The organism is Halobacteriovorax sp. DPLXC-1, from assembly GCF_036903125.1.
Taxonomy (GTDB): domain Bacteria; phylum Bdellovibrionota; class Bacteriovoracia; order Bacteriovoracales; family Bacteriovoracaceae; genus Halobacteriovorax_A; species Halobacteriovorax_A vibrionivorans.
The window spans coordinates 1243775-1269652 of the sequence record NZ_JAYMCO010000001.1 but is presented as its reverse complement, the minus strand read 5'-3'; the positions used below and the strand labels follow the sequence as shown (position 1 = coordinate 1269652).

The window sequence follows — 25878 nt, the reverse complement described above, 5'->3', positions numbered from 1 at the left end:
TATTTCCTTTAAATGAATCCTAAACAGTCTTAGCCGCAACTAGTTCGAGATCCCCAATACTAAGCGCATAATTTATTAAATTCTTTTGTAGTAATTGTTTCTGATTTGGTTCGAGCATAGTCTCAATCATATCAAAGCTTGATTTGGCCTTAATTAATCCAAAAAGCTTTTCTTCACCTAGAAACTTTAAGAAATGCACAAGCATCAAAATCAGAATATCAATTCTTATATTTCGATTTGTAACAGAGGCCATTAATTGATCGATTTTACGAGATGGAAAATAAGGATGCTCATCCAATGACTTTAAGTCTTGTTCATAACAAGAGACTTTTAAATAAAAGCCAAGAGATATTAGTCTAGAATATCCACTTACTGTTTTATCACGAAACCTAGCTTCTAGATTTGTAATATCATCAACACTATCAACTAAAACTGAATGAGGATGATTACTATTTTCTAAGAAGTTTATATAATAGGCCAATAAACGATCACGAATCCCATGCCATCCAAACTTCTTAATAAGTGAAGTGAGGTCTGTCTCTTCACCAGCATTTAAAACTCGATAGAGAATTCTTGCCATGGCCGGTGATTGATAAATATATTTTTGAAGATCCACAGAGGTCTGACTTGAGCTTGATACGTTACTGATGAGTAACTGACAAAATGCCTCGGGAAGTTCTATGTAATCCAATTCCATATACCTATGATAAATGAGATTTCCATCACTTTCCAGACTTATATTCGCTTTATCAATAACACAAGAAACTGTTATAATAATTAAATGAAAACTCCTATTCTTGAAGAATTCAAATTGAAGTCCATTGATAAAGTGGAAATCAAGGCAAATTTAAAACATTATCGTGTTGGCCATCAACCGGTTTACCTTGATGCTTCTCGCCTTAAAAGAGATCGTCTTATCAAGTTACTTGGCCTTCTCTCCAATGTTATGGAAGAGGAAAACTTATCACCTAAGTTTCCTTACCCTTTTTATATTATTTCCGATATCGAAGATATTTGGACTAAGTTTCCAATCTTCAAAAGTATAGAAGAGCTCCCAAGCTATTATCAATTTGAAGCAACGAGACCTACGACCAAGGAACAAAAAATACTGGACTTCATCGATATCTCAGCATCTAACATAAGAAATGAAGATGTTCAGCTATGCTTAGACGAGTTCTCTCGCACAATTTCATCTCAAAGAATTATTAAATCATTGGCCAAGGAAGGAAGTAAACTTGAAAAGATTCTAAAAATTCTTGAAGAAGAGGCCAAGGGATAAAGTATGAACGACGACAATAATGATAATAACGATGCTAAGAAAATTGATCAACATATCCGAAAAGTGTTAGGAGAAGAGTTTGCGCCGGTCCAAAAGAGAAGCGATAATGGACAAGAAGGACATAAGCTGACGAATTTTTTGGACATTGAAAAAAATCGAATCAAACAACTAAAGGACTTCTTTCAAACACGTATCCCAAATGTGATTGAATTAAATCAGTTTGACGAGTTGATGCAGGAATTAGTTGAATATAACGATACTTTAAGAACAAAAATACTTAAGCATACGCTAAAGAAAGATTCAAAATTTAATAAGAATATTAAGCAAATATTCAATAAAACATTTATCGATTAGGAGAGGTTATGAAGAAGTTGATTTTAGGGGCACTACTACTTTCAAGTGTGGCATCATTTGCAATTAGACCACCAGTAGTAGAAATTTCAGGAGATAATGGCGGACGCTTAAATGGGAATGCTTGGTCTTCAAAAGAGCTAAAAGGCAAAGTACACGTACTATTCTATGTTGATCCAGATGAGAAAGACTTAAATAACCATGCTTCTGAAGCACTGGCCGCTGAAAAATTTGATCTAAAAAAATACGCTTCAGTTGCCGTAATCAATATGGATGCAACTTGGCTACCTAACTCAATCCTAGAAGGTGCTCTTGAAGATAAGCAAAAGAAGTACCCTAATACATTATATGTTAAAGACCTAGAAAAAGTCGTCGTAAAAAAATGGGACGGAATTGTAAAAGATGATGATTCTAATATTATTGTTTTTGATAAGGCCGGAAATATCATTTATAAAATCAATGGAAAGGCCAGTGATAAGCAAGTAAAAGAGATGATCTCTTTAATCAAAAATAATCTATAATTTCATATATTAGGTGCTACTTCTGTAGCACCTATTCTTTAATCAATGTTAAATCATTCATTATAACAGGATAACTTCTTCGAAGTTTCTTTCCACTTTTTAAGCGATAAGGCCATTCAATGATGACTTCACTAACCTTTTCATCTCCAAGGCCGATATGAACAATCGATGAGTTTTGTGGTTGGAATTGTCCATATGAAAAATAATGTTGACGCGTTAGTGTACGACCTTTATCTGTAACAACAATAATCTTTGCACCGATTGCATCATGGTTAGACCTCTTACCTTCAAGCTTCAACTTAATAAAGTTCTTCTGTGGTAAATTATTTTCAAAAAGATAAACACGCGGCTTAATGCGTGCATCTCTGGTATTAACTTGAATTGTTAAAAGATCATTTCTTCCATCACCATTGTAGTCAAAGACTACAGTTGAGCTTGGGTTTACAATATCAATACCGTAATCTTTAGAGCGGTTTACTAATTCGTGATCATTATCTTGTACAAAGCTAACGAGTCTTGTGTGCGGGGGAAACCCCGAATTATCAACAATTAGGTCAATGAGGCCATCATTATTAAGATCACTCCAAAGTCCGCGCATATCACCTTGGTTCCAATTAGTAAGTGCACCATCATTTGTATATTCTGTTCTTAAAAATGAAATCTTTTTAAGACCTCTATTTGTCAGGATACTAGAACGGTCACGATAGTCGAGATCAAGAGACTTTGAGACCTCTCCCATGGCAATATCATAATAACCATCATTATTGTAATCACCACAAATAGCAAAGGTTGAATTACCACCATTAAAACGTCCACCACTTGTAATACTATCCATGGCATAACCAGATTGAGGTCCATAATCCACATATTTTAAAACTTTATTCTGCTCAGTTGAAAGCCAAAGTTTATTAGGATAGCCGGCCGTATTACTAGTTAGAATATCCGGATATCCGTCATTATTGATATCACAGATACTAGATGAGAATGTAGGTGCGACGTTATACTCTTCATCACCTCGCATTGCCAGTTCAGAAGTTAAGGCCCCTGATATTTCATAGACCTTTTTCTTCTTGGCCGTAAATAGTCGATTTGCAACAGGCTTCCCCTTGTTACGACGGTCAAACCAACTTGCAACAAACATATCTAATTCACCATCATTATCGTAATCAAAGACGTTTACATTAGTAATAGGTGCGATGAAATCAAATTTAAATTCATGTGCCTTTCTAAAAATAATACTATTTCCGCGAGACTTATTTCCCAAATAAATAGAGATCGGTTTTTTCGTTAAGGCCGACTTTTGATTGTGAAGCCCAACTAATACATCTGTCGTTCCATCTTTATCAAAGTCAGAAAACTGAAAAAAAGTTGCTTGAACATCATCCTCAAAGTAAATATTCTTCGCCTTAACAAACTCTCCACTCTTTGTGGCCAAATAGAACTGAGCTGTTGAATAATTCCCACTTAGAAAAACTAAGTCCTCAAGCCCATCACTATTGATATCATAAATATAAACACGAGAAGCTTCGATATTTGCAAGGCCAACCTTCTGAGTCACATCAATAAATGCAGATGATTTCTTCTGTGGGCCGTAATTAATTTTTGCACGCTTTCTTTTGACTTCTTTTTTCTTCTTATTAAAAGAAGAGCAAGCACTAAATAATAAAGCGAAGACTAATAAGTAGTGAATTTTCATACCTATATGATAATAGAAAAAAGAAGGCCCTAGCAAATAACTAGGGCCAATATTTGTGAAAAATATTTTTTTAGAGAAATTAGAAGTTAATAATGTCTAATCCGTAACCATCATTATCACAAACCATATCTGAAGTTGCTTTAACAATCTTATCATCGTGATTTGTCATTGACTTAAGATTTGTTACAACTACTGCTCTAGCATCTTTTAGTGCTACACGAGCAAGGTTAAGACAATAGTCCTTCTTGGCTTGATCAACTTTTTCACTGTTTAAAATAGAAGTTGTACGTGAAATTACTGCAAGCATTACATAAAGATTCATTGCCATTTCAGCGATTCTCTTTTGTGGAAGCTCATTTCCAATAATATTCTTACCGTACTTCATTAGTGTATTTTCAACTTGAATCGCAAATTGACCAAGAAGAGAGTTAAACTTCCCTGCTTCTTTATCTAGCTTTTCATGTTGCTTAGTAATAAGACGTTGACCAATCATTTTAGAGAAACGACCACGTGCAAAGTTTGTTAGTACACCAACTGATTTAATTGGATCTTGTAGTGCTTTAGAAACGTCTGCCGCTTTACCTAACTCTTTCATACTTTCAGAAGGATTTCTAATACCAGAAAGAGCAAGGAAGATTCTAAGAATTTCATTTGTTCCTTCAAAGATCATATTAATACGTGAGTCACGCATATATCTTTCATAAGGATACTCTTTCATATAACCGTTACCGGCCGCAATTTGCATTGCTTGATCACATACTTCCCATAGTGCTTCAGAACCATAAACCTTACAAACAGCTGTCTCTAAGTAATAATCCTTAAGACCTTTACACATATTTCCAGTTGTCATGTAAACGATTGATTCAGTTGCATAAATTCTTGCTGCCATAAGAGCAAGTTTATCTTGGATTAAACCAAACTCAGCAATTGGTGCACCAAATTGCTTACGCCCTTTAGCGTGCTCAGTTGCCATCTTTAGTAGAGTCTTCATACCACCGACACAACCAGCACCAAGTGATAGACGTCCAGAGTTAAGAACGTTCATAGCAATCTTGAAACCTTTTCCAAGCTCACCTATGATATTTTCTTTTGGAACAATTACTTTATCAAAGTATACGGCGCGAGTTTCAGAGGCCCTGATCCCCATCTTCTTCTCTTTTTCTCCAAAAGAGACACCTTCCATACCTTTTTCAACGATGAAACAAGAGATTTTCTCTTTTGTTTCTCCATCAATTTCATGATCAGTTTTAGCAAATACTGAGTAGAACTCTGCTGTTCCAGCATTCGTAATCCAAAGTTTTTGTCCAGTTAATGTATAAGTACCATCACCATTATCAACGGCCTTAGTCTTAATAGAATAAGCATCAGAACCAGATCCTGGCTCAGTTAGACAAAATGATGCTAACTTTTCACCAGTAGCAAGTTGTGGAAGCCACTTTGCTTTTTGCTCTTCTGTTCCTTCATTAAGAAGTGCGCGATAACCAATTGACTGGTGTGCACCAATCATTGTTGCAACAGCGCCGTCAAATGCAGCAACTTCAGCAAAAACACGACTATATAGAGTGTAATCTAAACCAAGACCACCTAGATCTTCGTTAACACCCATACCAAAAAGACCTAGTTCAGCTAGCCCTTTCATAACTTCATCAGGAATAACGGACTCTTCATCCATTTTTTCGCAGTCTAGTGCATCTTCACAGAATTTACTAACAGCGTTAACCATTTCGCGACCAAAGTCTTGCTGCTCTTCAGTAAAACCTGGAAATGGAAAAACGTTTTCTTCTTTAACTTCACCAAAGAACAGGTCTCCAACAATGGAGTCCATCATTTGTTTCTCTTCACTCATCATTAAGTCCTTTTTTAAATCCTTCTAACTATATTAGAGTATTGATTGACTAGAATTCCCTGACATTTTAGCACGACAATTGTCAAATACGCAAAGTAAACAGATATTATGATTATCCGAGCACAACGCTCTGCTTTCCTTAAGAAAAATCTTACCAGATATATCAATGGTTGATGCTTTGGGTAAACAACCTTAAAATACTATAAGGTATTAAAATATAAAAACTTTCAAGAAGAAATTGAATGACGAAAAAGAAAGGATTCTTTTCAAAAATTAAATCGAAACTGTCGAAGGATCAGGATGATGCTGAGTACACTAGTGAAAATCTTCCTGAGACACCTCCATCTGATGAATACGAAGAGTATGAAGATGAGGAAGAAGTAGAAGCAGACTTCGATAATGAAGAGTACGAAGAAGAGTATGAAGAACTTGATGGTGAAGATCATCTAGAAGTCGAAGAAGAGGATACTCCTCCAACTCCCCCAGCGGTGGAAGATCCAACGTTAGAAGTCTATATTGATGACCTATCAGCAGATGATGAGCAAAGCGCTGGCTTCTTAAGCAAATTAAAAAATAAATTAAAAAAGAATAATGATTCTCATGACTCTGAAGAAGACGATGAGCTTGAAGTTGATGAAATAGAAGAAGATGAAGATGCAAATAAGTACAACGTAATGCAACGTATGCTTGATCGTATCAAATCAAAAAGAGATGAGCTCTCAACAGCTAATGTAACAGGAAAGAAAGGCAAGCAACAACTAAGTGGGCCACAATACTTTCTACCAAACTTACTTAGTTCAGAGAATCGTCCACAGGTGCATCGTTACTTCATCTTGGCCATTAGCTTCGTCCTACTCTATCAAGTTGGAAAGATGGCCGCACTCTATTTAAAAGATAAAGGTGAAGGCTCTTCAATTCAGACAACATTTAGTCGTCCACAAACATATGAGTACAATCGTCCTATTGCTAATATAAGAAATTATAATCCTTTCAATATCCAAGAGGATAAGAACGAAAAAGTTGAAGATAAGCCTAAGAAGCCACGCAATATTATAAAAGTTTGTCGTAGCGCCGAAGCGGAATCAAAGCTTGGCTTGAAACTAATTAACACAGTTGTTCTACAAAATAATAAAAAGTCTGTTGCAAGTATCACAAACCGAGGAAAGCGTTTAAACGTTAGGATTGGAAGTAAAATTGATAATATTGCAGAGATTGGAAATATTTCACGTCAAAAGGTTATCTTTAAAAACCTTCGCTCAGGTGAATGTGAATATATTGAAAATGTAGATGATCGTGCGAGACGTTTTGCACGTAAAACAAAAACAAAGATCCTTCCTCCTAGTCGAGCAAAGGATGTGATGCCTGAATTCAATAAAGATATTAAAGTTGAAGGTAATAACTTTAAGATCAAGAAGCAATTAAGAGATCAACTACTAAGTAATATTGGTGATGTTTTGACTCAAGCTAAGGCCATTACAATTAAGAACCCAGACGGTTCACTTTGTTTTAAAATGACACAGGTAAAGCCAGGGTCAATCTACTCTTACCTGAATGTTCAAAATGATGACATTATTTGCGAAATCAACGGCGCAAAAATAAATAACATGAACCAGATTATGGGGATGTTTGGAAAAATTAAGTCTACGGACTATTACGAATTAGGTATCAAACGCAATGGCGTTCACCAAAGCTTTAATTATAACTTTGTTGATTAAATCATAGGGATCACGGATGAAGAAACTATTTTTAAATCTTTCAGCACTTTCACTACTCTGCCTGTCTACACCATATGCAGAAGCGCAGTTTAGACAGTTTAAGTCAAAGACGAAAGTTAATCGCGATAGCAGCGACAGACCATCTGCAGCAAACTTACTTAACACAAGTACAGCGACTTCAGGAAGTGATGCCTTTGGAAGAACTGCTGATCAACCAAAGAAAACTGATGATGCCTATGTAAACCTAAATCCAGAAACAGCTTTTGGTCCTGAAATTGTTACTAGCTTTGACTTTGAAGATACATCCCTACAAGATCTGACAAAGCATATGCAAAAGCTTACTGGTCTCAATCTTATTATCGACAAAGACCTTAAAGGAAAGATTTCAATCTCTGCACCTACTCCAATTACAGTTGGAGATGCATGGAAGGCATACCTAGCAGCTCTTAATATGAATGGTTTAACAATGGTTAAATCAGGTGCATTCTATAAGATTGTTCAAGCAAGAGATATTCGTTATATCCCAACAAAGATCTACACGGGAAACTACGTTCCAGAAACTGAAAATTACTTAATGAAGATTATCGCCCTAAAGAATATTGACTCGACTGAGGTCTCTCGTTCATTTAGGCCATTTATGTCTCGTTATGGGCGTATTATTGAAATTAAACAAACAAATACAATTATCATTCAAGATACAGGTTCTAATATTAATCGTCTTATGAGCTTAATTAAGTTCATCGATGTTCCTGGACACGAAGAAACGCTTCAAATTATACCTGTTAAAAATACTTCTGCCTCAGAAATTGCAAAGCTTCTCGATAAAATCCTCAAGGATGACACATCAAAGAAGACCGCACGTCGTAGTAATGATGGCGGAGGACAAAGTATTTCAAAGCTTACTGCTGAGCCAAGAACAAATTCTATTATCGCCATGGCCAACTCAAGTGGTGCAAAGAGATTAAAAGAGTTAATTAATAAACTTGATGTTGAGCTAGTCGCTTCAAATAATGAGCAAATCCATGTTTACTATCTCTACCACGGTGATGCCGAGGATATGTCTAAGACTCTTTCGGAACTAGTTAGTAGCTCAGGAAGTTCTAGAACATCGAGAACGACGAGACGATCACGCTTCTCCAGAGCAGCAAGTAACGATGATGAAAACGAATTATTCAATGCTGAAGTTAGAATTACAGCAGACAAATCAAATAACGCACTTGTTGTTACTGCCTCTCCTACTGATTGGCTAACACTTGAAAAAGTAATCAAGAAACTAGACCAACCTAAAGACCAAGTCTTTGTTGAAGGTCTAATTATGGAAACAAATATTTCTAAGTCAAGAGACTTAGGTGTATCAATTGTTGGAGCCTACGGAACAGGTGCTGCTGATAGAGCTGGTTCACTGCAAGGTTCTTCAGGAAGTACACTAACTCAACTACTTTCAGGTTCATGGCAATCAATCGGTGGACTATTTGCAGGTATTGGTATCGGAAACGAAGTTGAAGTTGATGTTGGTGGGCAAACTGTTAAGATCGATTCAGTGAACGCACTGATCTCAGCGATTGCAAGTCACGGTGACACAAATGTTCTCTCGACTCCTCAACTACTCGTTCAAGATAATACAGAAGGTGTATTTGAAGTTGGTGAGAAGATTCCAGTTCCAAAAGAAACACAAGCTTCAAATGGGTCGACAACGACATCACTTGAAACACAAAACGTAACTCTTAAACTTAAGATTACACCACAAATTAATAAGGTTACTCGTTATATCAAACTTAAGATTGATCAAAACCTAGAAGACTTCTCTAGCCGTGCCCTTCCATCAGGTGTTCAAAACGTCGGTGTTGGTACAGTTGTTAGAAGTGCAGTTACAACAGTTACAGTAAGAGATCGTGACACAATTGCCATGAGTGGTTTAATGCGAGATAAGACAGTTGACTCTGTTTCAAAAGTTCCACTACTTGGTGATATCCCTGTCCTAGGCTGGCTATTTAAGAATACAAGTACACAGACTGAAAAACTTAATATGTTATTTTTCTTAACACCGAGTATTTTAGATAACTACCAGCAAGATGTTGCTGAAACTGTTAAAGAGAATTTAAATCGTCGTGCCTCTCACCTGAAGAAATACCATGGTGAAAACGATCCGTTTAAATCAACGGCCAAAGGACTTTACAATAAGGCCAAGAAACAACAAGACGGTCCACTTTATGATGAAAGTCGTAACCGTTACTACAAAGATCAGAATAAGAAAGGTGTTCAAAATCAGGAGATGGACTTAAACAGTAGCGCTCCTGTTGATAAACCAAGCTATGAAGATATCGTTCAGAAGGTAAAGTCTAAAAAAGCTGCTTCAAAAAAAGACAATGAAGTAAGAATTAAAACAAGTAAAAAAGACGTTATCATTAGTAAGTAAGAGTTATAAAGGCATACACAGTATATGAGAAACCAAGTGCTAGAAACATTTGAACAGGGAAAAGAGAAGATTGGTGAGCTTTTAATTAAGCACACTTCCCTCACTCGTGAACAACTTGACGAGGCCCTGGATATTCAACAAGAATCGGGAATGCTAATTGGAGAAATTCTCTTAAAGAAGAATTATATTCATCCGCATGACATCACAAAAGTAATCTGTCATCAAATTGATATTCCTTATGAAACTGAAATTGATGTTGATACGATTGACCCTGAACTCATTACTAATATTCCGATTAACTATGCTAAAAGCCAGGAGTTAATTCCTGTACTAGAAACACCACGCTTTGTTTCAATTATTATCACCGACCCTTTTAACTTTGATGCCATCAATGATTTAAGAGAAATCTTTAAAAAAGATATTCATGTCTCAGTTGCTCAGCCTTTAAAAGTTAATGATGCAATCAACAGAGTTTATGAGAAAGCTAATAAGAATATGGTTCAATCACTTGAAGACGAGTTTGATGAAACTCTCGACCTAGATGGGCCAATTGATATCCTTGATGCTGGAGCTGACGAGGCCCCTGTTATACGCTTTGTTAACTCTATTATCTTTAGAGCTGTTAAAGAGCGTGCAACAGATATTCATATTGAACCTTATGAAAAAGAGTCGATTTATCGTTTTCGTATCAACCGAGTTATGACGGAAGTTTTAAGACAACCTCTAAAAACTCACTCTGCTGTTGCCTCACGTATTAAGGTTATGGCAAAACTAGATATTGCTGAAAAGCGTCTACCTCAAGATGGCCGTATTCCAATTAAGATGGCCGGTAAAGATATTGATATCCGTCTTTCAACAGTACCAGTTCAAAATGGTGAACGTATTGTTATGAGGATTCTAGAAAAGGATAATAATATCCTTCAACTTGATCACCTAGGCTTCCATGGGAAGGTTCTAAATGATCTCGATGCCCTATCACAAAGAAAAGATGGAATCGTTTACGTATCAGGGCCAACTGGTCACGGTAAGTCAACGACTCTCTTTGCAATGCTAAGTCGTATCAACACTCCTGATCGTATGATCATTACAGTTGAAGACCCGGTGGAATATGAAGTACCAGGTATTTCACAAATTCAGGTAAATCACAAAATTGAATTATCATTTGCTAAAGCACTTCGAGCTATTCTTCGTCAAAACCCTGATGTTATCATGGTTGGGGAAACGAGGGATTATGAAACAGCGGAAATGGCAATTCAAGCATCGATTACAGGTCACTTTGTTCTATCAACAATTCACACCAACGATGCATCCTCTGTTCCAAACCGTCTAATTGACATGGGTGTGCAGCCATTTATGATTGCCTCTTCCCTATCTGGCGCACTAGCACAAAGACTAATCCGTACACTTTGTAGTGAGTGTAAAAGGCCAAAAGATATATCTAAATTTGATCTAGAAGTTTTAGGAATTAAAGCAATACCAGAAGGTCATACTGTTTATGAATCCGTAGGTTGTCCAAGTTGTGATAACAAAGGATACTCTGGAATGACAGTAGTTGCAGAACTTCTTATGATTAACGACGAGATCAGAACGATGATTATTAACTCTGCACCTTCTGGAAAGATTAAACGTGCGGCACAAAGAGCTGGAATGAAGACACTTCGCGATGACGCCATTGAGAAGGTTCTTAGAGGTATCACTTCTATCTCTGAAATGAATCGTGCCATTAATATTGAAACAGAAGAAGAAACAAAAGAGTAATACATGGCCATTTTTGATTATAAAGGTATTGATCGTACAGGTAGCGAGAAGAAAGGCAATATTACGGCCGAAAATGAATTGGCCGCAAAGGCAAAAATTCGCGCTCAAGGTATTATGCTCACATCAATAAAAGAGCACAAATCGGGATCAAAAGCATCTTTTGAAATCAACTTTGGTAGCACTATCTCTATTAATGATCTCTCATTAATGACAAGACAATTAGCAACGCTTATTAAGGCAAGAATTCAAATTGTTGAATCATTTAATGCTTTAATCGAGCAATGTGAAAACCCAAAACTTAAGGTTATACTTTCAGAAATACGACAAAAGGTTAACGAGGGTTCTTCCCTTGCAGCCGCCCTTGCTGATTACCCTAAAGTTTTTGACCATATCTATGTCAACATGGTTGAAGCCGGTGAACAATCAGGAACTTTAGACATCGTTCTACTACGTCTTGCTGAATTTACAGAAGCGCAAGTTAAATTAAAAAATAAAGTGAAGGGTGCCATGATGTACCCAATAATTATGCTTATTGTTGGTGCAACCGTTATGGGTGTAATTCTAGTTCTCGTTATTCCAAAGATTACAAAAATCTTTGTCTCAATGAAAAAAGAGCTACCCCTACCAACACAGATTTCAATTTGGCTCTCAAGCTTTCTTCAACAATACTGGTGGGCCGTTATCGTTGGCCTATTCGGTGCCTTCTGGTTATTTAAACGCTATATCAATACAAAGAAAGGCCGTTCACGTTGGGACTCATTAACTTTAAAGCTACCAATCTTTGGTCAACTTATAACAATGGTAAACGTTTCACGTTTTGCCTCAACTCTATCAACTCTATTGAATTCGGGTGTTCCAATTCTTGCTGCCATGAAAATTGTCAAAAATCTAATCGGCAATGTCCACATGCAGGATGCAATTGAGAGTGCACGTGTTAATATATCTGAAGGTTCTTCAATGGCAGCGCCTTTGGCTCAATCTGGACACTTTCCTATTATGGTGACACACATGATCAGCTTAGGAGAGAAGTCAGGGGAACTTGAGCCAATGCTTAACATTATTGCGGAAAACTACGAAGATCAGGTAGAATCTAAGCTAAGTGGGTTAACATCTGTTTTAGAACCGATTATGATGGTGGGAATGGGTGGTGCCGTTGCATTTATTGTAATGTCGGTAGTTGTTCCAATGATGGAGCTGAACTCAATCAACTAAGCTTAACTTGATTTTAGGAAGAGAAGATATTTAAGGAGATTTATTTTGAAAGATTACAATTTTAAAAACTTTTTTAAGGTTCAGGCTTTAAAAAACCAAGCAGGTATGACGCTAATTGAAATTCTAATTGCATTAACACTTATCTCATTAATGGGGACATTTATTGCGGGTAAAGTTTTTGATTCATTAGAAGAAGGACGTGTTAAATCAGCTAACATCCAGATGAAGTCACTTGAATCACTTCTAAAAGACTTTAGAAGAAAGTGTAACTTCTACCCTACTACAGAACAAGGTCTAGAAGCACTTTTATCAAAGCCTTCAGGAGGACGTGAGTGTCGTAACTATCCACCAAATGGATTTATTGATGCAGATCAAATCCCTCTAGATCCATGGGATATGGAATACGTTTATACTTCTGATGGTAAGACGTACAATATTATGTCTTATGGTAATGATAATGAAGAAGGCGGAGAAGGTTTCGCTAAAGATCTATACCTAAGAGATAGAAAGTAATTAAAGATTAAAGGTAATCATGCATAGAGGCCATGGACAATCAGGTTTTACATTAATTGAAATTCTGGTATCCATGGCCTTAGCATCTTTACTGCTCTACATGGTTGTGGGAACCTCTTTTTCCAGTCGCCGCAATCTCGATGAAACAATCAATAATATTGAACGAATTATTCGCTTCTCTAGTGATGAAGCAAGCCTTCAAAATAAATTTATTCGTCTTGGTTTTCCTTTAGAAGAACTTGATCAGAGACCAACTCTTGAAATTGCCCAAAGTAATGACTTTGTTATCGACATAGAGGGCACAAGAAACTTTGATGATTTAACTGAAGAAGAACAAGAAGAGATGAAGTCATCTGGACGCTTCACACCTTTGCCGGAGTTTAACGCCGATGACTTTACGCCTAGTGGTGCTGTTAAAATTGTCGCCGTTGGAAGCACCCTGACACAAAAACTCCATACAACGGGAAAACCTTTCGTCTACTTTTACCCGACAGGTGAAAAAGATTCTGTTATAATTATCTTAGCAACAGAAGAAGAAATGGTTGCTCTTTCAACCGAGCCTTACTCTCAAGTAATTAATAGAGAGTACGTAGCACTTGAAGGTGTCAACTTTGGAAACGAAGACTATGTTGAGAAGTTAATTGAAAAAGCAAACGAATTGTATGACGAATGGTTAAGCAACTAAAAAACAACTCTGGTTTCACATTAATTGAAGTTCTTATAGGACTTGCTATATTTGCAGTATTCATTACTGCATATATTACAGCACAAGGTCTAAATATTACAGACTCAATAGAGATGCGCTCAGAGATCACTCTGCGTGAATACGCTGTTAAAAAGGTCAATGAAATAGTGGCCTACCCACCAGAGCTTAAAGAAAGCCTAACTTTAAAAGCTGAAACAGGAAAGTTTGAAGAAAACGAAAATATTAGCTACAGCGTAGAATGGAATAAGTTTATTGTTCCCGATTACGAAAAAATTACAGGTCAAGAAACTCCTGAAGATGGAGATGACAGTAACAACTCTATTCAAAAACAAATTTTTTCAGTTGTTAAAGATAATTTAGAAAAACTAATTTGGCAGGTTCGTGTAACAGTAAAAGACGAAACGACTGAAGAGTCATTTTCATTAAGTACTTGGATCTCAAACGAAAAATATAAAGTTCAAATAAATGGTTTATAAAAGAGATGAAAAGATATTAGCAAATAAAGCTGGCTTCACATTAATCGAAGTCTTAATTGCTATTGCTATTCTTTCATTTCTCATGACGGCCATTTATCAAATTGTCGATAGTAGTGCTACAACAAACGATCGAATAACGTCAGAAGACAGAGAAAGACTTCAATTAGAAATTGGTCTTATGCGAATTCAAAGAGACCTCGAGTTAATCCACTCTCCTCTATATTTTGAATCACAAAAGTCAGAAGATAATAAATTATTTGCTAAGACATATCAGCAAAGCCAGCGCTCAAGTACTTCAGGCTCACAACTTGGAAGTGGACAACCTGGTTCACAAACTCAAGGCCAGAGTCAGTCTCAAACTCAGAACACGAATCCTCCAGTGATGACTTCTCACCTCTATCAAAATAAGAACTTTGATAATTTATCATCTAGTAATATTCCGATCCCTATTCTTATCAATGAAGAGAAAGGATCGCTAATTTTTATGACTTCTGCAAACCGAAGACTTATAAAAAACTCAAAGCAGTCTAATTTGATTTGGGTTCGATATCGCGTTGTAACAACTGAAACATCAGGAGTTGATGAAGAAGAAAAAAATAAAGAAGCTCCTTACTCATTAACTAGAACAGTAATTTCACAAAACCTCTATGATACAGAGCTAGATTGGGAAGATGCAAAAGAGTACGCTGTCATTAATAACTTAAGGGATTTTTACTTTGAGTTTTATAGTCCAGAAAAAGAAAAATTTGTTGCATCATTAAAAGAATTAAATAAGTTAAGAAATACGCCACGACTAATAAAACTGAACCTCGACTACGTTTCAAAAAATGGCGATGAATTTGAGATAGAAAGAACAGTAAGAGTCCTATGGCCTACGTTTGATACAACAGAAGATTTAAAAGAGAAATATGAAGTCAAAAAATAGCACTTTTAACATTATATTAAAGAACAATTCCGGTATTGCTATTATCATGGTAACAACTGCGGTTGCTATCTTGACTGTTCTCTTGGCACAATTTACTTATGAGACAAAGCTTAACAAAATTCGCATTGAGCACCAAGTTGATAAGGCCCAAGCAAAGCTAAATGCTGAAGCAGGTCTACAATATGCTCTTTCAATTCTAAAAGTGTATCGTGAAGCATGGAATAAATTAGAAGATAATACTTCTCTTCAAAATACTATTTCAAAAAGTGATATTGAAGCGATTGCGACACAGCCATTTATGATTCCAATTCCTACAACTGGAGAGATGTCGGCCCTACAAAAGAATGCGATTGCTGAGTTTGAAGATGAATCATTCATTCAGGGGACACTTTCAGTTAGCTTAAAGTCGATTACAGGATTTCTAAACCCTAATACACTAAGAGTTATTAAGCCAATCAATCAAAATGCCAATAGCTCTTCTCAGAGCAACTCATCACAACAAGGAAGTGGCCAGTCACTAAAGCCACATGAGTTTATGGAAAAAACTTTTATTGAAATGCTTGAGAAAACTTTTAGAGAAGAGATTGAAAATAGTGAAACATTCGCTCTACACTACTCGAATTTAGATCCCAGGTTACTAGTAAAAGAATTGAAATATTACGTATCTGGAGAAAATGATTACGATGAGCCTGAGAAGGCCGATATTCAAAGAACTTATCAAAATGAGGGAATTGAAGCAAAACATGCAGCATTTGAGACAACAGACGAGCTCTACTCTCTAGCTGGCTGGGATGATGAAATCGTAAACTTAATTAAAGACCGTATTAGCATTCACAACGTATCTGTAATTAACGTCAATGAAATCACTCTTAATCAATTAAAAGTTCTCTTTCCAGAAATGTCAGATGTGGCACTTGAAGAGTTTTTTAAATACCGTGACGGAGATGAAGAGTCAGGTATTACGGCAACACCTTTTAAAACAGAAAAGGACTTTAAAGCTCTTCTCACGGGGCGAATTGGTGCCATCGATGCAAGTGAATATGATAAGAGAATTAAAGAGTTTGCAGATGCTGACATTGTTATTGGAACTGGTGGAAAGTTATTTAAACTTGAGTCTATTGGTACTTATGGAAACTCTACATATAAGTTGACTGCTTTTATCGACTTACCAATCAAGCCTCAATCACCTTCAACAAACTCACAAGGACAAACTGGTTCACTCAATCAAGGCTCTAATAATGGCCAGGTAAATAACCAAGGAACAAACCAGACTACTCAAGGTCAGCAGCAACAAAATGAAGAAAGTAAATACTATCTTCTAAGGCCAAGAGTTGTAGAAATCCGTACATACTAACTTCCCTCCTTTTGCATGGCAAAATTTTCATTATAAAAAGTAACAGCAAAGTTATTGAAATTTGGTAAAATAAATTTATGAGCATTTTAGTTATTGACTGTGGTACGTACAGTATCAAATTTATTGAAGGCCGAGTTCAAAAGAAGAAATTCATCATTGAAGAGTTAGAAGAGATTCTACTTGAAGATGTTAGAGGGCCAAATGAAATTGATATCTCTATTCATGAGTTACAACAAAGAATTATTTCTGGATACCTCCAGGATCAAAACTTCCATGGAAGAATTATCACTCAATTACCAAATGAGTTCTTAACAAATCGCTATCTTGATTTGCCAGCAAAGAATAAAAAAGATGCTGAGCTTATGATCCCTTTTCAACTTGAAGAGGATCTTCCTTTTAATATTATTGATACTCACTATATTGTGAATCTCTATAAGAAAATTAATGGGCAATTTTCTGCCATTGTACAAATTGCAGAAAAGAATGTTTTTGCAACATATCGCAATTTTCTACAAGCCTATCATACAGTACCTTCTAACCTAACTTCCGAGTTAAGTGTTTATCAAAGTTTCGTTGAAGAAAAGAAAATCGAATCAAATGTATGTATCTTAGATATCGGTCACGAAACAACTAAGGCGTATCTTGTTTATAATGGAATTATTTATACACACCATATTTCATACGTTGCAGGTGCCGCAATTGATGAGGCGATCTCTAAAACTTATGACATTGGGCCAAGTGAAGCGCGTATCTTCAAGCATGAAAATAGCTTCTTTTTAACAAAGTCTCAGCTTGATAGTGTTACAAAAGAGCAACAAGATTTCGCACTAATGATGCATCAAACATTCAAGGATCTACTGTCACAAATTGATCGTTGGCTTCTAGGCCATCGAGTAAAGACAGGTCAAAGTATTGAGCATATTTACCTTACTGGTGGAAGTGCAAATATTAAAAATATTGATAATTATATTACTGAAAGATTAAAAGTTAGTGTTTCTCAATTTATGTCACCAGGTCTTGAGAAGATGGTATCAACACACGAGTACAATGCCCTCACGCTTGGTTACACAATGGGTGCGACTAATGCTTTCAAAGAACCAGCAAAGAATTTCTTTACTAAAGAATTTGCCTCGGCCCTAAAAGATGGAATCAAACTAGAAAATACAATTTTTTCTTTTTATCGTGTTGCAATTGTTTGTCTCATTATAATTGCAGGCCTTCTCGTTGAATCATTCTATTTCATAAACAATGACATAAAGACAACTAACCGTGAAATAAGACAACTTATTAAAACAAGTGATCTAAATTTAACAAGAAAACAAACTGCTTACTTAAGAAAAAGACCAGAAAGACTTCAAAAGATTGTTGAGCGCAAGAACAAGGCAATTAATATCGATTTAGAAGTATTAGAAAGTGTCCCTACTTCAAGTGCACTTAAAAACCTTCACACAGTAACTGAAGCAATTAAAAGAAATACTCAAGTTTCATTAACAAAGTATCGTGGTGACCTCACTAGCGGTTATGCTGAATTCAACACAAAGACGCAACGAGATCGCGACCAACTCATTAAGGTTCTAAAAAAAATAAATGTTAACGAAGCAAATATAGACGAGTCAAAACAAAGTAGCGTAATCATTAGCTTTAAAGGCAAATAGAATATGAGTGATAAAAGTTTATTTAAAGAAATTGATATTGCAATTGATAAGCAAATTGAAGAAGCAAGATCATCTAACTTCTTTCAATCAACAGCAGATCAATTAAGAGCATTTTCCGAAACAGAACAAAGAATTATCAATCAATTCTTCTCTGCTGTAACTCTTATTATCCCTATTCTACTTTTGGCCGGTGTCTTTATTTTTAGAACGATTCAAAAAAATGAATTAACGACAAGACTGGAGCTTAAAGATTCAATCATTAGTTTTAAGGAAGGAAATGTTCAACTTAAAACTCAAGAAGGTGGAATAATATCTGATGCAAAGATCTATGAAAAGCCGGACTTTGTACAAATGTTAAGTAACTCTCTAACTCGTTTTGATATCGAATCTAATCAAGTCTCTGTTGATGGTTTTAGTCGTTCAAACCTTGGTGGCTCTATTAGTCGAATCGAAACAAATCTTATGATTAACAAATTTACAAATAAGGCCCTCGTAGGTCTACTCAATGAATTACATAGACGCTTCAAAGTAATTATTACAGAAGTAGAATTAGAACGTACGAAAGACACAAAATTTGTCTCAGGTAAGTTTACTTTTGAGTTTTATACGAAGGCCGATTAATGCAAGAAACGATGAGTAAGAACGAAAATAATATACAAGAAGAAACTTATAAGCTTAATAAGAAAACAATATTTCTTATTATTGTCCTTTCCTTCTCTTCAGTCATTATAGGGTTTTTAGCAAACTTCTCTTTTGAAGATAAAATATATGGGCTATTACAAAGTGGCCTTAAAAAGAATCGCCAGTGTCCAATATTCTATAAGAAAGCACAATTAAGTTACTTCTTACCTGGCCTAGAGTTGTCAGGGCTTGAAGTTTCTGGACGCTGCTTACGTACACCAGATGCTCTAACGATAAAATCTGCTAACGTATCACTTAGTCTTCCAAGTGTCGCTCCTATTGGAATTAGCTTTTCTTCTAAAATCGATAAAATCAATGGTTTTGATAGTACATTGAATATTAAATCAATTCATAACTTCTCTACTCAGTATCTAAAATTAGAAGAAACAAGAATTAATCTGGAATCACTTAGGCCAATGCTGGGTCCAGTTTCAATCAATGGAAATATCGATATAGAGGCCCTTGTTAGCACTGATTTAAAAGCACTTAAAGATCTCGATTTATATCTACGTTCAAAAGACTTAGTTATACCATCACAGATCATTCAAAGTTTTGAAATTCCAACTTTAGCAATTAATAACCTATCTTTAAAAGCATCATCTGATGGTGGACCAATTGAGATAAAAGAGCTTATTCTTGGAACTCAAGACTCACCTATCCGTGCTAAGGCCAGTGGGATTATTGACCTGGATAAAATCAATATTAAAAGATCGAAGTTAGAGATTGAAGCACAAGTTAAGTTCTCTCCAGAATTTATTGAACAATTTGCTATTTTGAATCTTATTTTAGGAAACGGTCAACCAGACGAACAAGGCTTCTATCATATGAGAATTAACGGTACTCTTGGAAACCCTGGAACACCAATTATCGTAAAGCCTTAGTCCATAGTTCTAGTTGACTACTAAGACAAATTAGAGCATCTTTAATCGATGCAAACGACGAATAATCTGGATATTAAAAACGCAAGGCAGCATATCGAAGCTGACCTAAAAGAGCTAATAGAAAAACATAGTTATCAAAATTTTTTCCATGAAATTTATGACTATTCTCTTCTTCCTGCTGGTAAGCTATTTCGCCCTCTCTTGGCATATGCAACGGCTATGGACTTTGGTATCAATTTAGACAACAAAGATGCACATAATTCAATTAAGAGCTTCTCGTGCGCATTAGAAATCCATCACACATATACACTTATTCATGATGACATGCCATGCATGGATGACGACCAATATCGTCGCGGTAGACTTTCGACACACGCAAAATTTGGTCAGTGGCAGGCCTTATTGGCCGGAGATGCACTCCACGGATTAAGCTTTAATCTTATTAATAAAATTAAATGTAATAATAAATATGAAATATTAAATTATGCTCACTGGTGTCTAGGAGCAAAAGGACTAATCCTTGGCCAGGCCCTAGATCTTGATCACCAAATGACTGAAAATTTTGAGAATCTCGTTCTTACCCATAAACTTAAAACGGCCAGACTCATTCAACTGGCCATTGTTGGAGCATATCTCCAAACAGAGAATACGACATTTCAACAGGCCAAAGCACTTCACCGACTAGGTCATCATATGGGAGTTGCATTTCAACTTCTAGATGATTTATGTGAGCTAGAAGATGAAAAACTTAGTGAACATGAATCAGCAGTAAACCCATGGCTTACAAGACAAACTCAATGCTTTAATGAGTTAAAACGTAATTTAGAATATCAAAAACATTTCTTCGAAAAATATGGCTGTGAAAACTTAAGATTTGTCTATGGACAATACTTAGGGAAGATACTCTCAATAATAGAAAATAGTAAAGAGACGATCATCTCTCATCTATCGCAACTCAAGAATGAAGAGGATGTAGAGACGGCCCAAGCCGCCTCTTTAGATCCAATTATTTCTTTGTTGAATACTTTGACTCTTTAGGTTCAATTCTTTCAGAATGCCACGTGCCTGTTCAAGCTTATCGAGATCAATATCAAAATTTGCCATTTTAGACTTTACAGCTTTAATTGGCTTATTTGATCTTGCTACAACTTTCTTAGGCTTAGTTGCTTTTTCCAGATCAAGCTTTCCATTTAGGACTAGCTTGGCCTTATCAATTGATAATTTATTATCAAAAAGCAATGACTTAATCTTTGCAAGAATTTGGATATCTTTTTGTTCAAATAACTTTTGTCCAGTCGATGAAACAAGGGGTGAAACTTCTTCAAATTCACTTTCCCAGAATCTTAATACATACGGCTTTACACCGACGATCGTACAAACTTCATCTAATTTAAAAAGTGATTTTTGTGGGATATCTAAGTTCTCTAACATTGATTAAAATCCATTGAATTCATTTTCATCATCTTTACTATCATCGTTATTTAAGAAAGAGCTAAGCGCTTGTGGCTTACCTTCCTTAGGAGCAATAGAAGTATCTTCCTTACCCTTTTCATCAATACGATGAGCATAACGTCCAGTGATGTCTTCTTTTAGTACTTGAGATGGTTTGAACGTAAGAACACGTCTAGCAGAAATTTCCATCGCCTCACCTGTCTGAGGGTTTCGCCCCACACGAGATGCCTTATCGCGAATTGAGAAATTTCCAAAACCAGAAATTTTCACCTTTTCACCACGTGCTAAAGTGTCTTTAATTACCTTAAACACTAGATCAACTAGGTCAGAAGCTTCCTTTTTAGAAAACCCTGCTTCCTTGTAAACTCGTTCAACTATATCAGCTTTGGTCAAGCTCATTGCATTCCTCCATGAATCAAAAGAACCTATATATATTAATAGGTTAGCAGAATTATGAATATTTCACAAAAAAAATTTTATGGGAAATATATTTCATTTTAATAACTTAGACATTTTTAGAGTAAAGCGATCATTTCCCTACTTTAAGAATTTCTTAAGTTGTCCTACTAAACAACTATTATGTAATATGTATATATCAACTTCTTCTTGTCAAATTGGCGTATTGACATGAACAATCCCCAGCATAGGTTCCGCACTCTTGCTGGGGATTTTTTTATTCATTTTCGAGATGATTACTTAGACTTCTTTTTAACGGCCTTTTTCTTTGCCTTCTTCTTTCCAAGCTTTTCTTGATCCTTAGCAATTTTCTTTAGAACCTTCTGCTTCTCTTGATCTTTTTTCTTGATCCAATCAGTCAACTTAGTATCAACATCGTTTAGCTCTTCGATTAACTTCTTGGCAATTAATTTTGGAGACTTTGCGATTTTTGTATACTCGGCCAGCTTCTTCGTTTCATCTTTAACCATGAGCTTACGCTTTTCTACTTCATCTTTTGTCATACGATAAATAGGCATATCTGCAAGGTAATCAGAGTAGACATATTTCTTCTTCTCTAGATACTCAACAAATGACTTTCTGTTTTTTGACTTTGTCGCCTTTTCGTATTCTTTATTCTTAATAAATTTGATGATCTCATTATTTTTTGTAATTGAATCTTTAAGATCTTCACAAAGAAGTTCATATCGACGCTTAACGACCTTAAGTCTTTCTTGCGTAAAGATCTCAATAATCTCTTCAGCACGCTCAAAGATCTTAACTCCTCTTTCAGAAATAAGAGTATAGTTTGGAGATAGTGAAGATGTTACTCCAATTGTGTCAGTAACCTCTTTTAGCGTTACTTCCTGGCCTTTTTTGAAAAGTAATTCAATATTAATTTCGTTATCAACTGATGCATCAACGAAGTCTTTTATAAAACCACTATCGATAAACTTCGTTAAGTGACGATAGATCTTTTTTGCATCATAACCACGTGGCAATTCAGTAATAAAAAACTTTCCGCCTTTTTCTTCGATAGACATATCAAAGGTTAGCTTTCCAGTTTTCTTATCTTCATGAATTGGAAGTGAATAATTGTGCACATAAGGCTTCATCTTACGAGGTTTTCCTTTTTCTACACAATGGATCATCGATCGGATAACATCCTTATGGTGAAAACTTGGAATCATTGAAGAAAAACCAGTTCCAATCCCCTCTGCTCCATTAAGTAGCATAATTGGAAGCTTTGGTAGAAGCCCTACTGGCTCCATTGTTCTCTCATCATAATTAGGAACCATTTCAACTTGGTTCATATCATCAAATAAAAGAATTTCAGAAAACTTTCCTAACTTACACTCAATATACCTTCCGGCCGCTGGATCGGTTTCCATACGTTCTCCGAAGTACCCTTTCTTATCGATAAGAGGGTAGTTATTTGAGAACGTATAATCTTGTGCCATATTAACAATGGCAGATTCAATCGATGCAGGTCCGTGTGGGTGAAGAGTTAGAACTAATCCCGTTGCAGCTGATACTTTTAAAAGCCCCTTTGATTGATTTTTCCAAAGAGTATATAAAATCCTTCTCTGTCCTGGTTTTAGGCCGTCTTGTAGATAAGGGATGGCACGATCCATTAAGGTATAGATCTGATATGTGCGGTATTCATCTCTTACAATATCTTCTAAATTAATAGACTCAAGTGAGTGAAGATAAGTTTCTTGCATTATTTATTTCCTTCCTAATACTTTTTTAATCAAGATAATCAATCATATCTGCTAGGCTTGAGCCCGCTTTTTTACCAACTGCTTTCTTTGCTTTCTTCTTGGCCTTTTTAGCAGTTTTCTTTGCTGCTTTTTTTGCAGTTTTCTTCTTTGCCGTCTTTTTTGCCGTCTTCTTCGCTACTTTCTTTGCAGCCTTCTTCTTTGCTGCTTTTTTGGCAACTTTCTTTGCTGCTTTTTTAGCAGGCTTTTTCTTAGCAGGGGCCTTTTCTTGCTCTTCGATAACTTCAGACATGATCTCAGACTCGGCTTCATCTAATAGAAGGTCCTTTCTTAAGTTTGTGTCTTTACCAAAGCAGATATTTAACATTTCTTTAGCTTTAGCATTATTATCAATTGTTATCTTTGTGTACTCATCTTTTGAGAGAACGTACTTCCAAGCTTCAGGAGACATCTCCCCTAGCCCTTTATTTCGGTGAATCATTTTAATCTTAGCTTCACCTGAATCTCTAAATTGATCTAATTCTTTCTCTGACTCAAAATAAAGTGTCTTCTTATCAGTGATAACCTCAAAAAGAGGTGCCTTTGCAATCTGAATAGCACCCATCTCGAATAACTCCGGCCAAAACTGGTAGAAGAAATTCGTTAAGAGTGTATTAATATGGCCACCATCAACATCTGAGTCGGCCAGGAAGACAATACTTGAATAACGAAGTTTCTTTGGTTCAACTTCTTGACCTAGGGCCAGGCCAATTGAGGCCATAATATCTGAAAATTCTTGGTTATTTAGAATATCTTTAATACCTGCTTGTGCAACGTTCATTGGCTTACCTCGAAGGGCAATCCCTCCTTGATAGAGCTTATTACGAGCAGATCTTAAACCACCAATTGCTGAATCTCCCTCACAAATGAAAAGAGTACAAAGATCGCGCTTCTTTCTCTCGTTGGCATCAAGAAGTTTTTCAACTCTTTGCCTTTTTTGCTTACGGGCCTTCTTAGCGGCTTCTTTTAAAACTTGGTACTTATGACGAGACTTACCTCTTTCAAGAACAACTTCTAGATAGTCCTTATTCTTTCTCATAAATTTATCAATATTCTTACCCATGAATTCTTCAAGGGCCTTTTCAAGATGTGTATCACGTACAAGCTTACGCTTTGTTTGCGACTCAAACCTTGGGTTTGGCATTGTAATACCAAGGACAAAAGTAAGACCTGAGAGAACATCGTTATCAACTAGCTTGATTTTTTCTTTCTTAGCTTGTCTCTCTAACTTATCTTTTATGGCATTGATAAAGATACGACGAACTCGATCATGGTGGAAACCACCATCATAAGTAGGTGTAGAGTTTACAAATGAAATAAATCTTTCACGCTCTTCACTACTTTTATCAATACAGAATGAAAGAGACATGTCGATACGTCCCTTTACCTTTTTCTTCTTTGTATTTACTGTTTCATAAACATATGAATGAACACCAAAGTCATGAGCATTTTCTTCGTCAATACGTTGTGAAAGCTCAAATAGTCCTTTAGTGAAGTGATACTTTTCACCGTTAAAGTAAAAAGCAAGACCTGGATTATTATAAGCAAGGTCGATAATACGCTTTCTTAAAAGGTCCTCATCAATTTTATTATCTTTATAAACTTCCTTGGCAAGAGTAACCTGAATCGATACCCCAGAAGCGCCTTTAAACTTTTTAGGCTTTGTTTGTGTTATCTTCAGAGCACCATCGATAAACTTCGTTGTCTGCTCTTTTTTAGAGTTATAGTGTTTAATTGTTACATTGAACTCATCGGCCGTTAAACATGTAGCAGCTGCACCAAGACCATTTTGTCCCAATGTTCTGTGAAGAAAACCTTTTTCGTCAGTTTCTTCATCTTTAAACTTAGAACCTGTTCTAAATTCAGAATAAACCTGTTTAACCTTATCCAGTGGAAAGCCGATTCCATTATCTGCAACAGTTACCGTCTTTCCATCTTCACTTAATGAAGTGTGAACCTCTGTAACGTGGCCACGATAATACTCATCGATACAATTATCTAGTAACTCTTCTATTGCTTTAGACTTGGCCTGGTGAAACTTAACTGTCTGAAAATCAACAGATTTATCACCATAGACATAAGTCTCTAAGTCTTCAATATCGTTGGATCCGAAAACGAGAGTGATACGATTTCGACAGTGCCATCTTTGATCTTTACTCTCAATGACTGCGTCTTTCGTCTTCCCTTTTCTTTTAACTGACTCAATGCTGCGTCCCATCCTTAACTTTTCCCCTATCTTAGCTTCG

The 25878-nt window shown here is 36.0% G+C and carries 23 protein-coding genes; 16 read left to right on the top strand and 7 right to left on the bottom strand.

The window, feature by feature from the left end; all coding sequences use genetic code 11:
• Window positions 1-19: 19 nt before the first annotated feature.
• Window positions 20-697: a hypothetical protein gene (locus VCM44_RS06200; RefSeq protein ID WP_133296982.1), complete on the bottom strand. Its 678-nt coding sequence runs from the start codon at window positions 695-697 to the stop codon at window positions 20-22.
• An 84-nt stretch (window positions 698-781) separates the two neighbouring features.
• Between VCM44_RS06200 and VCM44_RS06195 the strand changes: the two genes are divergently transcribed.
• From VCM44_RS06195 to VCM44_RS06185, 3 genes are read left to right on the top strand one after another with little or no spacing between them, the layout of a single operon-like run.
• A complete protein-coding gene (locus VCM44_RS06195) occupies window positions 782-1279 on the top strand; it encodes a hypothetical protein (protein ID WP_115363549.1) in 498 nt (165 codons plus the stop codon).
• A 3-nt stretch (window positions 1280-1282) separates the two neighbouring features.
• Window positions 1283-1633 carry a hypothetical protein gene (locus VCM44_RS06190; RefSeq protein WP_115363551.1) on the top strand — a complete coding sequence of 117 codons (351 nt, stop codon included), beginning with the start codon at window positions 1283-1285 and terminating at the stop codon, window positions 1631-1633.
• A gap of 8 nt (window positions 1634-1641) precedes the next feature.
• Entirely contained in the window at window positions 1642-2151 is a 510-nt protein-coding gene (locus tag VCM44_RS06185) for a YtfJ family protein (RefSeq protein ID WP_120405087.1), read from the top strand.
• A gap of 31 nt (window positions 2152-2182) precedes the next feature.
• On the opposite strand, the gene VCM44_RS06180 is transcribed toward VCM44_RS06185, so the two are convergent.
• Window positions 2183-3847 carry a CRTAC1 family protein gene (locus tag VCM44_RS06180; protein ID WP_334678311.1) on the bottom strand — a complete coding sequence of 555 codons (1665 nt, stop codon included), beginning with the start codon at window positions 3845-3847 and terminating at the stop codon, window positions 2183-2185.
• Window positions 3848-3926: 79 nt separating this feature from the next.
• On the bottom strand, window positions 3927-5693 hold the full coding sequence (locus VCM44_RS06175) for an acyl-CoA dehydrogenase family protein (RefSeq protein WP_158536922.1): 1767 nt from the start codon (window positions 5691-5693) through the stop codon (window positions 3927-3929).
• Between the two features lie 242 nt (window positions 5694-5935).
• Between VCM44_RS06175 and VCM44_RS06170 the strand changes: the two genes are divergently transcribed.
• From VCM44_RS06170 to VCM44_RS06110, 13 genes are all read left to right on the top strand, one after another.
• The gene (locus VCM44_RS06170) at window positions 5936-7408 is read left to right on the top strand and encodes a type II secretion system protein N (protein WP_334678310.1); all 1473 of its coding nucleotides are present in this window, start codon (window positions 5936-5938) and stop codon (window positions 7406-7408) included.
• Between the two features lie 16 nt (window positions 7409-7424).
• Window positions 7425-9824, top strand: coding sequence for a type II secretion system secretin GspD (gene gspD, locus VCM44_RS06165; protein ID WP_334678309.1), 2400 nt, complete (start codon window positions 7425-7427; stop codon window positions 9822-9824).
• 24 nt (window positions 9825-9848) lie between these two features.
• Window positions 9849-11582: a GspE/PulE family protein gene (locus tag VCM44_RS06160; RefSeq protein ID WP_334678308.1), complete on the top strand. Its 1734-nt coding sequence runs from the start codon at window positions 9849-9851 to the stop codon at window positions 11580-11582.
• 3 nt (window positions 11583-11585) lie between these two features.
• Window positions 11586-12794, top strand: coding sequence for a type II secretion system inner membrane protein GspF (gene gspF / locus VCM44_RS06155; RefSeq protein WP_115363574.1), 1209 nt, complete (start codon window positions 11586-11588; stop codon window positions 12792-12794).
• 45 nt (window positions 12795-12839) lie between these two features.
• Complete coding sequence (gene gspG / locus VCM44_RS06150; protein ID WP_115363576.1) at window positions 12840-13307, top strand: type II secretion system major pseudopilin GspG; 468 nt, start codon at window positions 12840-12842, stop codon at window positions 13305-13307.
• Window positions 13308-13326: 19 nt separating this feature from the next.
• On the top strand, window positions 13327-13992 hold the full coding sequence (locus VCM44_RS06145) for a pilus assembly FimT family protein (RefSeq protein WP_115363578.1): 666 nt from the start codon (window positions 13327-13329) through the stop codon (window positions 13990-13992).
• Window positions 13977-14489, top strand: a complete 513-nt coding sequence (locus VCM44_RS06140; RefSeq protein WP_115363580.1) for a type IV pilus modification PilV family protein — start codon at window positions 13977-13979, stop codon at window positions 14487-14489. The genes VCM44_RS06145 and VCM44_RS06140 overlap by 16 nt, the downstream gene beginning before the upstream one ends.
• Window positions 14479-15414, top strand: a complete 936-nt coding sequence (locus VCM44_RS06135; protein ID WP_115363582.1) for a PulJ/GspJ family protein — start codon at window positions 14479-14481, stop codon at window positions 15412-15414. The genes VCM44_RS06140 and VCM44_RS06135 overlap by 11 nt, the downstream gene beginning before the upstream one ends.
• Window positions 15398-16768 (top strand): hypothetical protein, encoded by a 1371-nt coding sequence (locus tag VCM44_RS06130; protein ID WP_334678305.1) that lies wholly within the window; start codon window positions 15398-15400, stop codon window positions 16766-16768. Before VCM44_RS06135 ends, VCM44_RS06130 begins: the two co-directional genes overlap by 17 nt.
• A gap of 77 nt (window positions 16769-16845) precedes the next feature.
• Window positions 16846-18423 carry a pilus assembly protein PilM gene (pilM, locus tag VCM44_RS06125; protein ID WP_334678304.1) on the top strand — a complete coding sequence of 526 codons (1578 nt, stop codon included), beginning with the start codon at window positions 16846-16848 and terminating at the stop codon, window positions 18421-18423.
• 3 nt (window positions 18424-18426) lie between these two features.
• On the top strand, window positions 18427-19044 hold the full coding sequence (locus VCM44_RS06120; RefSeq protein ID WP_115363588.1) for a hypothetical protein: 618 nt from the start codon (window positions 18427-18429) through the stop codon (window positions 19042-19044).
• On the top strand, window positions 19044-19985 hold the full coding sequence (gspN, locus tag VCM44_RS06115; protein ID WP_334678303.1) for a type II secretion system protein GspN: 942 nt from the start codon (window positions 19044-19046) through the stop codon (window positions 19983-19985). Before VCM44_RS06120 ends, gspN begins: the two co-directional genes overlap by 1 nt.
• A 48-nt stretch (window positions 19986-20033) precedes the next feature.
• Entirely contained in the window at window positions 20034-21023 is a 990-nt protein-coding gene (locus VCM44_RS06110; protein WP_120405096.1) for a polyprenyl synthetase family protein, read from the top strand.
• Here VCM44_RS06110 and VCM44_RS06105 read toward each other — a convergent pair.
• From VCM44_RS06105 to VCM44_RS06090, 4 genes are all read right to left on the bottom strand, one after another.
• Entirely contained in the window at window positions 20982-21416 is a 435-nt protein-coding gene (locus VCM44_RS06105; protein WP_115363594.1) for a MerR family transcriptional regulator, read from the bottom strand. The genes VCM44_RS06110 and VCM44_RS06105 overlap by 42 nt on opposite strands.
• Window positions 21417-21419: 3 nt before the next feature.
• Window positions 21420-21830, bottom strand: a complete 411-nt coding sequence (locus tag VCM44_RS06100) for an integration host factor subunit alpha (protein WP_115363751.1) — start codon at window positions 21828-21830, stop codon at window positions 21420-21422.
• Window positions 21831-22129: 299 nt separating this feature from the next.
• Window positions 22130-23596 (bottom strand): DNA gyrase subunit A, encoded by a 1467-nt coding sequence (locus tag VCM44_RS06095; RefSeq protein WP_115363596.1) that lies wholly within the window; start codon window positions 23594-23596, stop codon window positions 22130-22132.
• A gap of 25 nt (window positions 23597-23621) precedes the next feature.
• Window positions 23622-25850, bottom strand: a complete 2229-nt coding sequence (locus VCM44_RS06090) for a toprim domain-containing protein (RefSeq protein ID WP_120405097.1) — start codon at window positions 25848-25850, stop codon at window positions 23622-23624.
• Between the last annotated feature and the right edge of the window lie 28 nt (window positions 25851-25878).

Excerpts from the sequence above, each read along its gene's own strand:
- VCM44_RS06200 (WP_133296982.1), bottom strand. The coding sequence starts at position 697 with ATGGAATTGGATTACATAGAACTTCCCGAGGCATTTTGTCAGTTACTC.
- VCM44_RS06195 (WP_115363549.1), top strand. The coding sequence starts at position 782 with ATGAAAACTCCTATTCTTGAAGAATTCAAATTGAAGTCCATTGATAAA.
- VCM44_RS06190 (WP_115363551.1), top strand. The coding sequence starts at position 1,283 with ATGAACGACGACAATAATGATAATAACGATGCTAAGAAAATTGATCAA.
- VCM44_RS06185 (WP_120405087.1), top strand. The coding sequence starts at position 1,642 with ATGAAGAAGTTGATTTTAGGGGCACTACTACTTTCAAGTGTGGCATCA.
- VCM44_RS06180 (WP_334678311.1), bottom strand. The coding sequence starts at position 3,847 with ATGAAAATTCACTACTTATTAGTCTTCGCTTTATTATTTAGTGCTTGC.
- VCM44_RS06175 (WP_158536922.1), bottom strand. The coding sequence starts at position 5,693 with ATGAGTGAAGAGAAACAAATGATGGACTCCATTGTTGGAGACCTGTTC.
- VCM44_RS06170 (WP_334678310.1), top strand. The coding sequence starts at position 5,936 with ATGACGAAAAAGAAAGGATTCTTTTCAAAAATTAAATCGAAACTGTCG.
- gspD (WP_334678309.1), top strand. The coding sequence starts at position 7,425 with ATGAAGAAACTATTTTTAAATCTTTCAGCACTTTCACTACTCTGCCTG.
- VCM44_RS06160 (WP_334678308.1), top strand. The coding sequence starts at position 9,849 with ATGAGAAACCAAGTGCTAGAAACATTTGAACAGGGAAAAGAGAAGATT.
- gspF (WP_115363574.1), top strand. The coding sequence starts at position 11,586 with ATGGCCATTTTTGATTATAAAGGTATTGATCGTACAGGTAGCGAGAAG.
- VCM44_RS06145 (WP_115363578.1), top strand. The coding sequence starts at position 13,327 with ATGCATAGAGGCCATGGACAATCAGGTTTTACATTAATTGAAATTCTG.
- VCM44_RS06140 (WP_115363580.1), top strand. The coding sequence starts at position 13,977 with ATGGTTAAGCAACTAAAAAACAACTCTGGTTTCACATTAATTGAAGTT.
- VCM44_RS06135 (WP_115363582.1), top strand. The coding sequence starts at position 14,479 with ATGGTTTATAAAAGAGATGAAAAGATATTAGCAAATAAAGCTGGCTTC.
- VCM44_RS06130 (WP_334678305.1), top strand. The coding sequence starts at position 15,398 with ATGAAGTCAAAAAATAGCACTTTTAACATTATATTAAAGAACAATTCC.
- pilM (WP_334678304.1), top strand. The coding sequence starts at position 16,846 with ATGAGCATTTTAGTTATTGACTGTGGTACGTACAGTATCAAATTTATT.
- VCM44_RS06120 (WP_115363588.1), top strand. The coding sequence starts at position 18,427 with ATGAGTGATAAAAGTTTATTTAAAGAAATTGATATTGCAATTGATAAG.
- gspN (WP_334678303.1), top strand. The coding sequence starts at position 19,044 with ATGCAAGAAACGATGAGTAAGAACGAAAATAATATACAAGAAGAAACT.
- VCM44_RS06110 (WP_120405096.1), top strand. The coding sequence starts at position 20,034 with ATGCAAACGACGAATAATCTGGATATTAAAAACGCAAGGCAGCATATC.
- VCM44_RS06105 (WP_115363594.1), bottom strand. The coding sequence starts at position 21,416 with ATGTTAGAGAACTTAGATATCCCACAAAAATCACTTTTTAAATTAGAT.
- VCM44_RS06095 (WP_115363596.1), bottom strand. The coding sequence starts at position 23,596 with ATGCAAGAAACTTATCTTCACTCACTTGAGTCTATTAATTTAGAAGAT.
- VCM44_RS06090 (WP_120405097.1), bottom strand. The coding sequence starts at position 25,850 with ATGGGACGCAGCATTGAGTCAGTTAAAAGAAAAGGGAAGACGAAAGAC.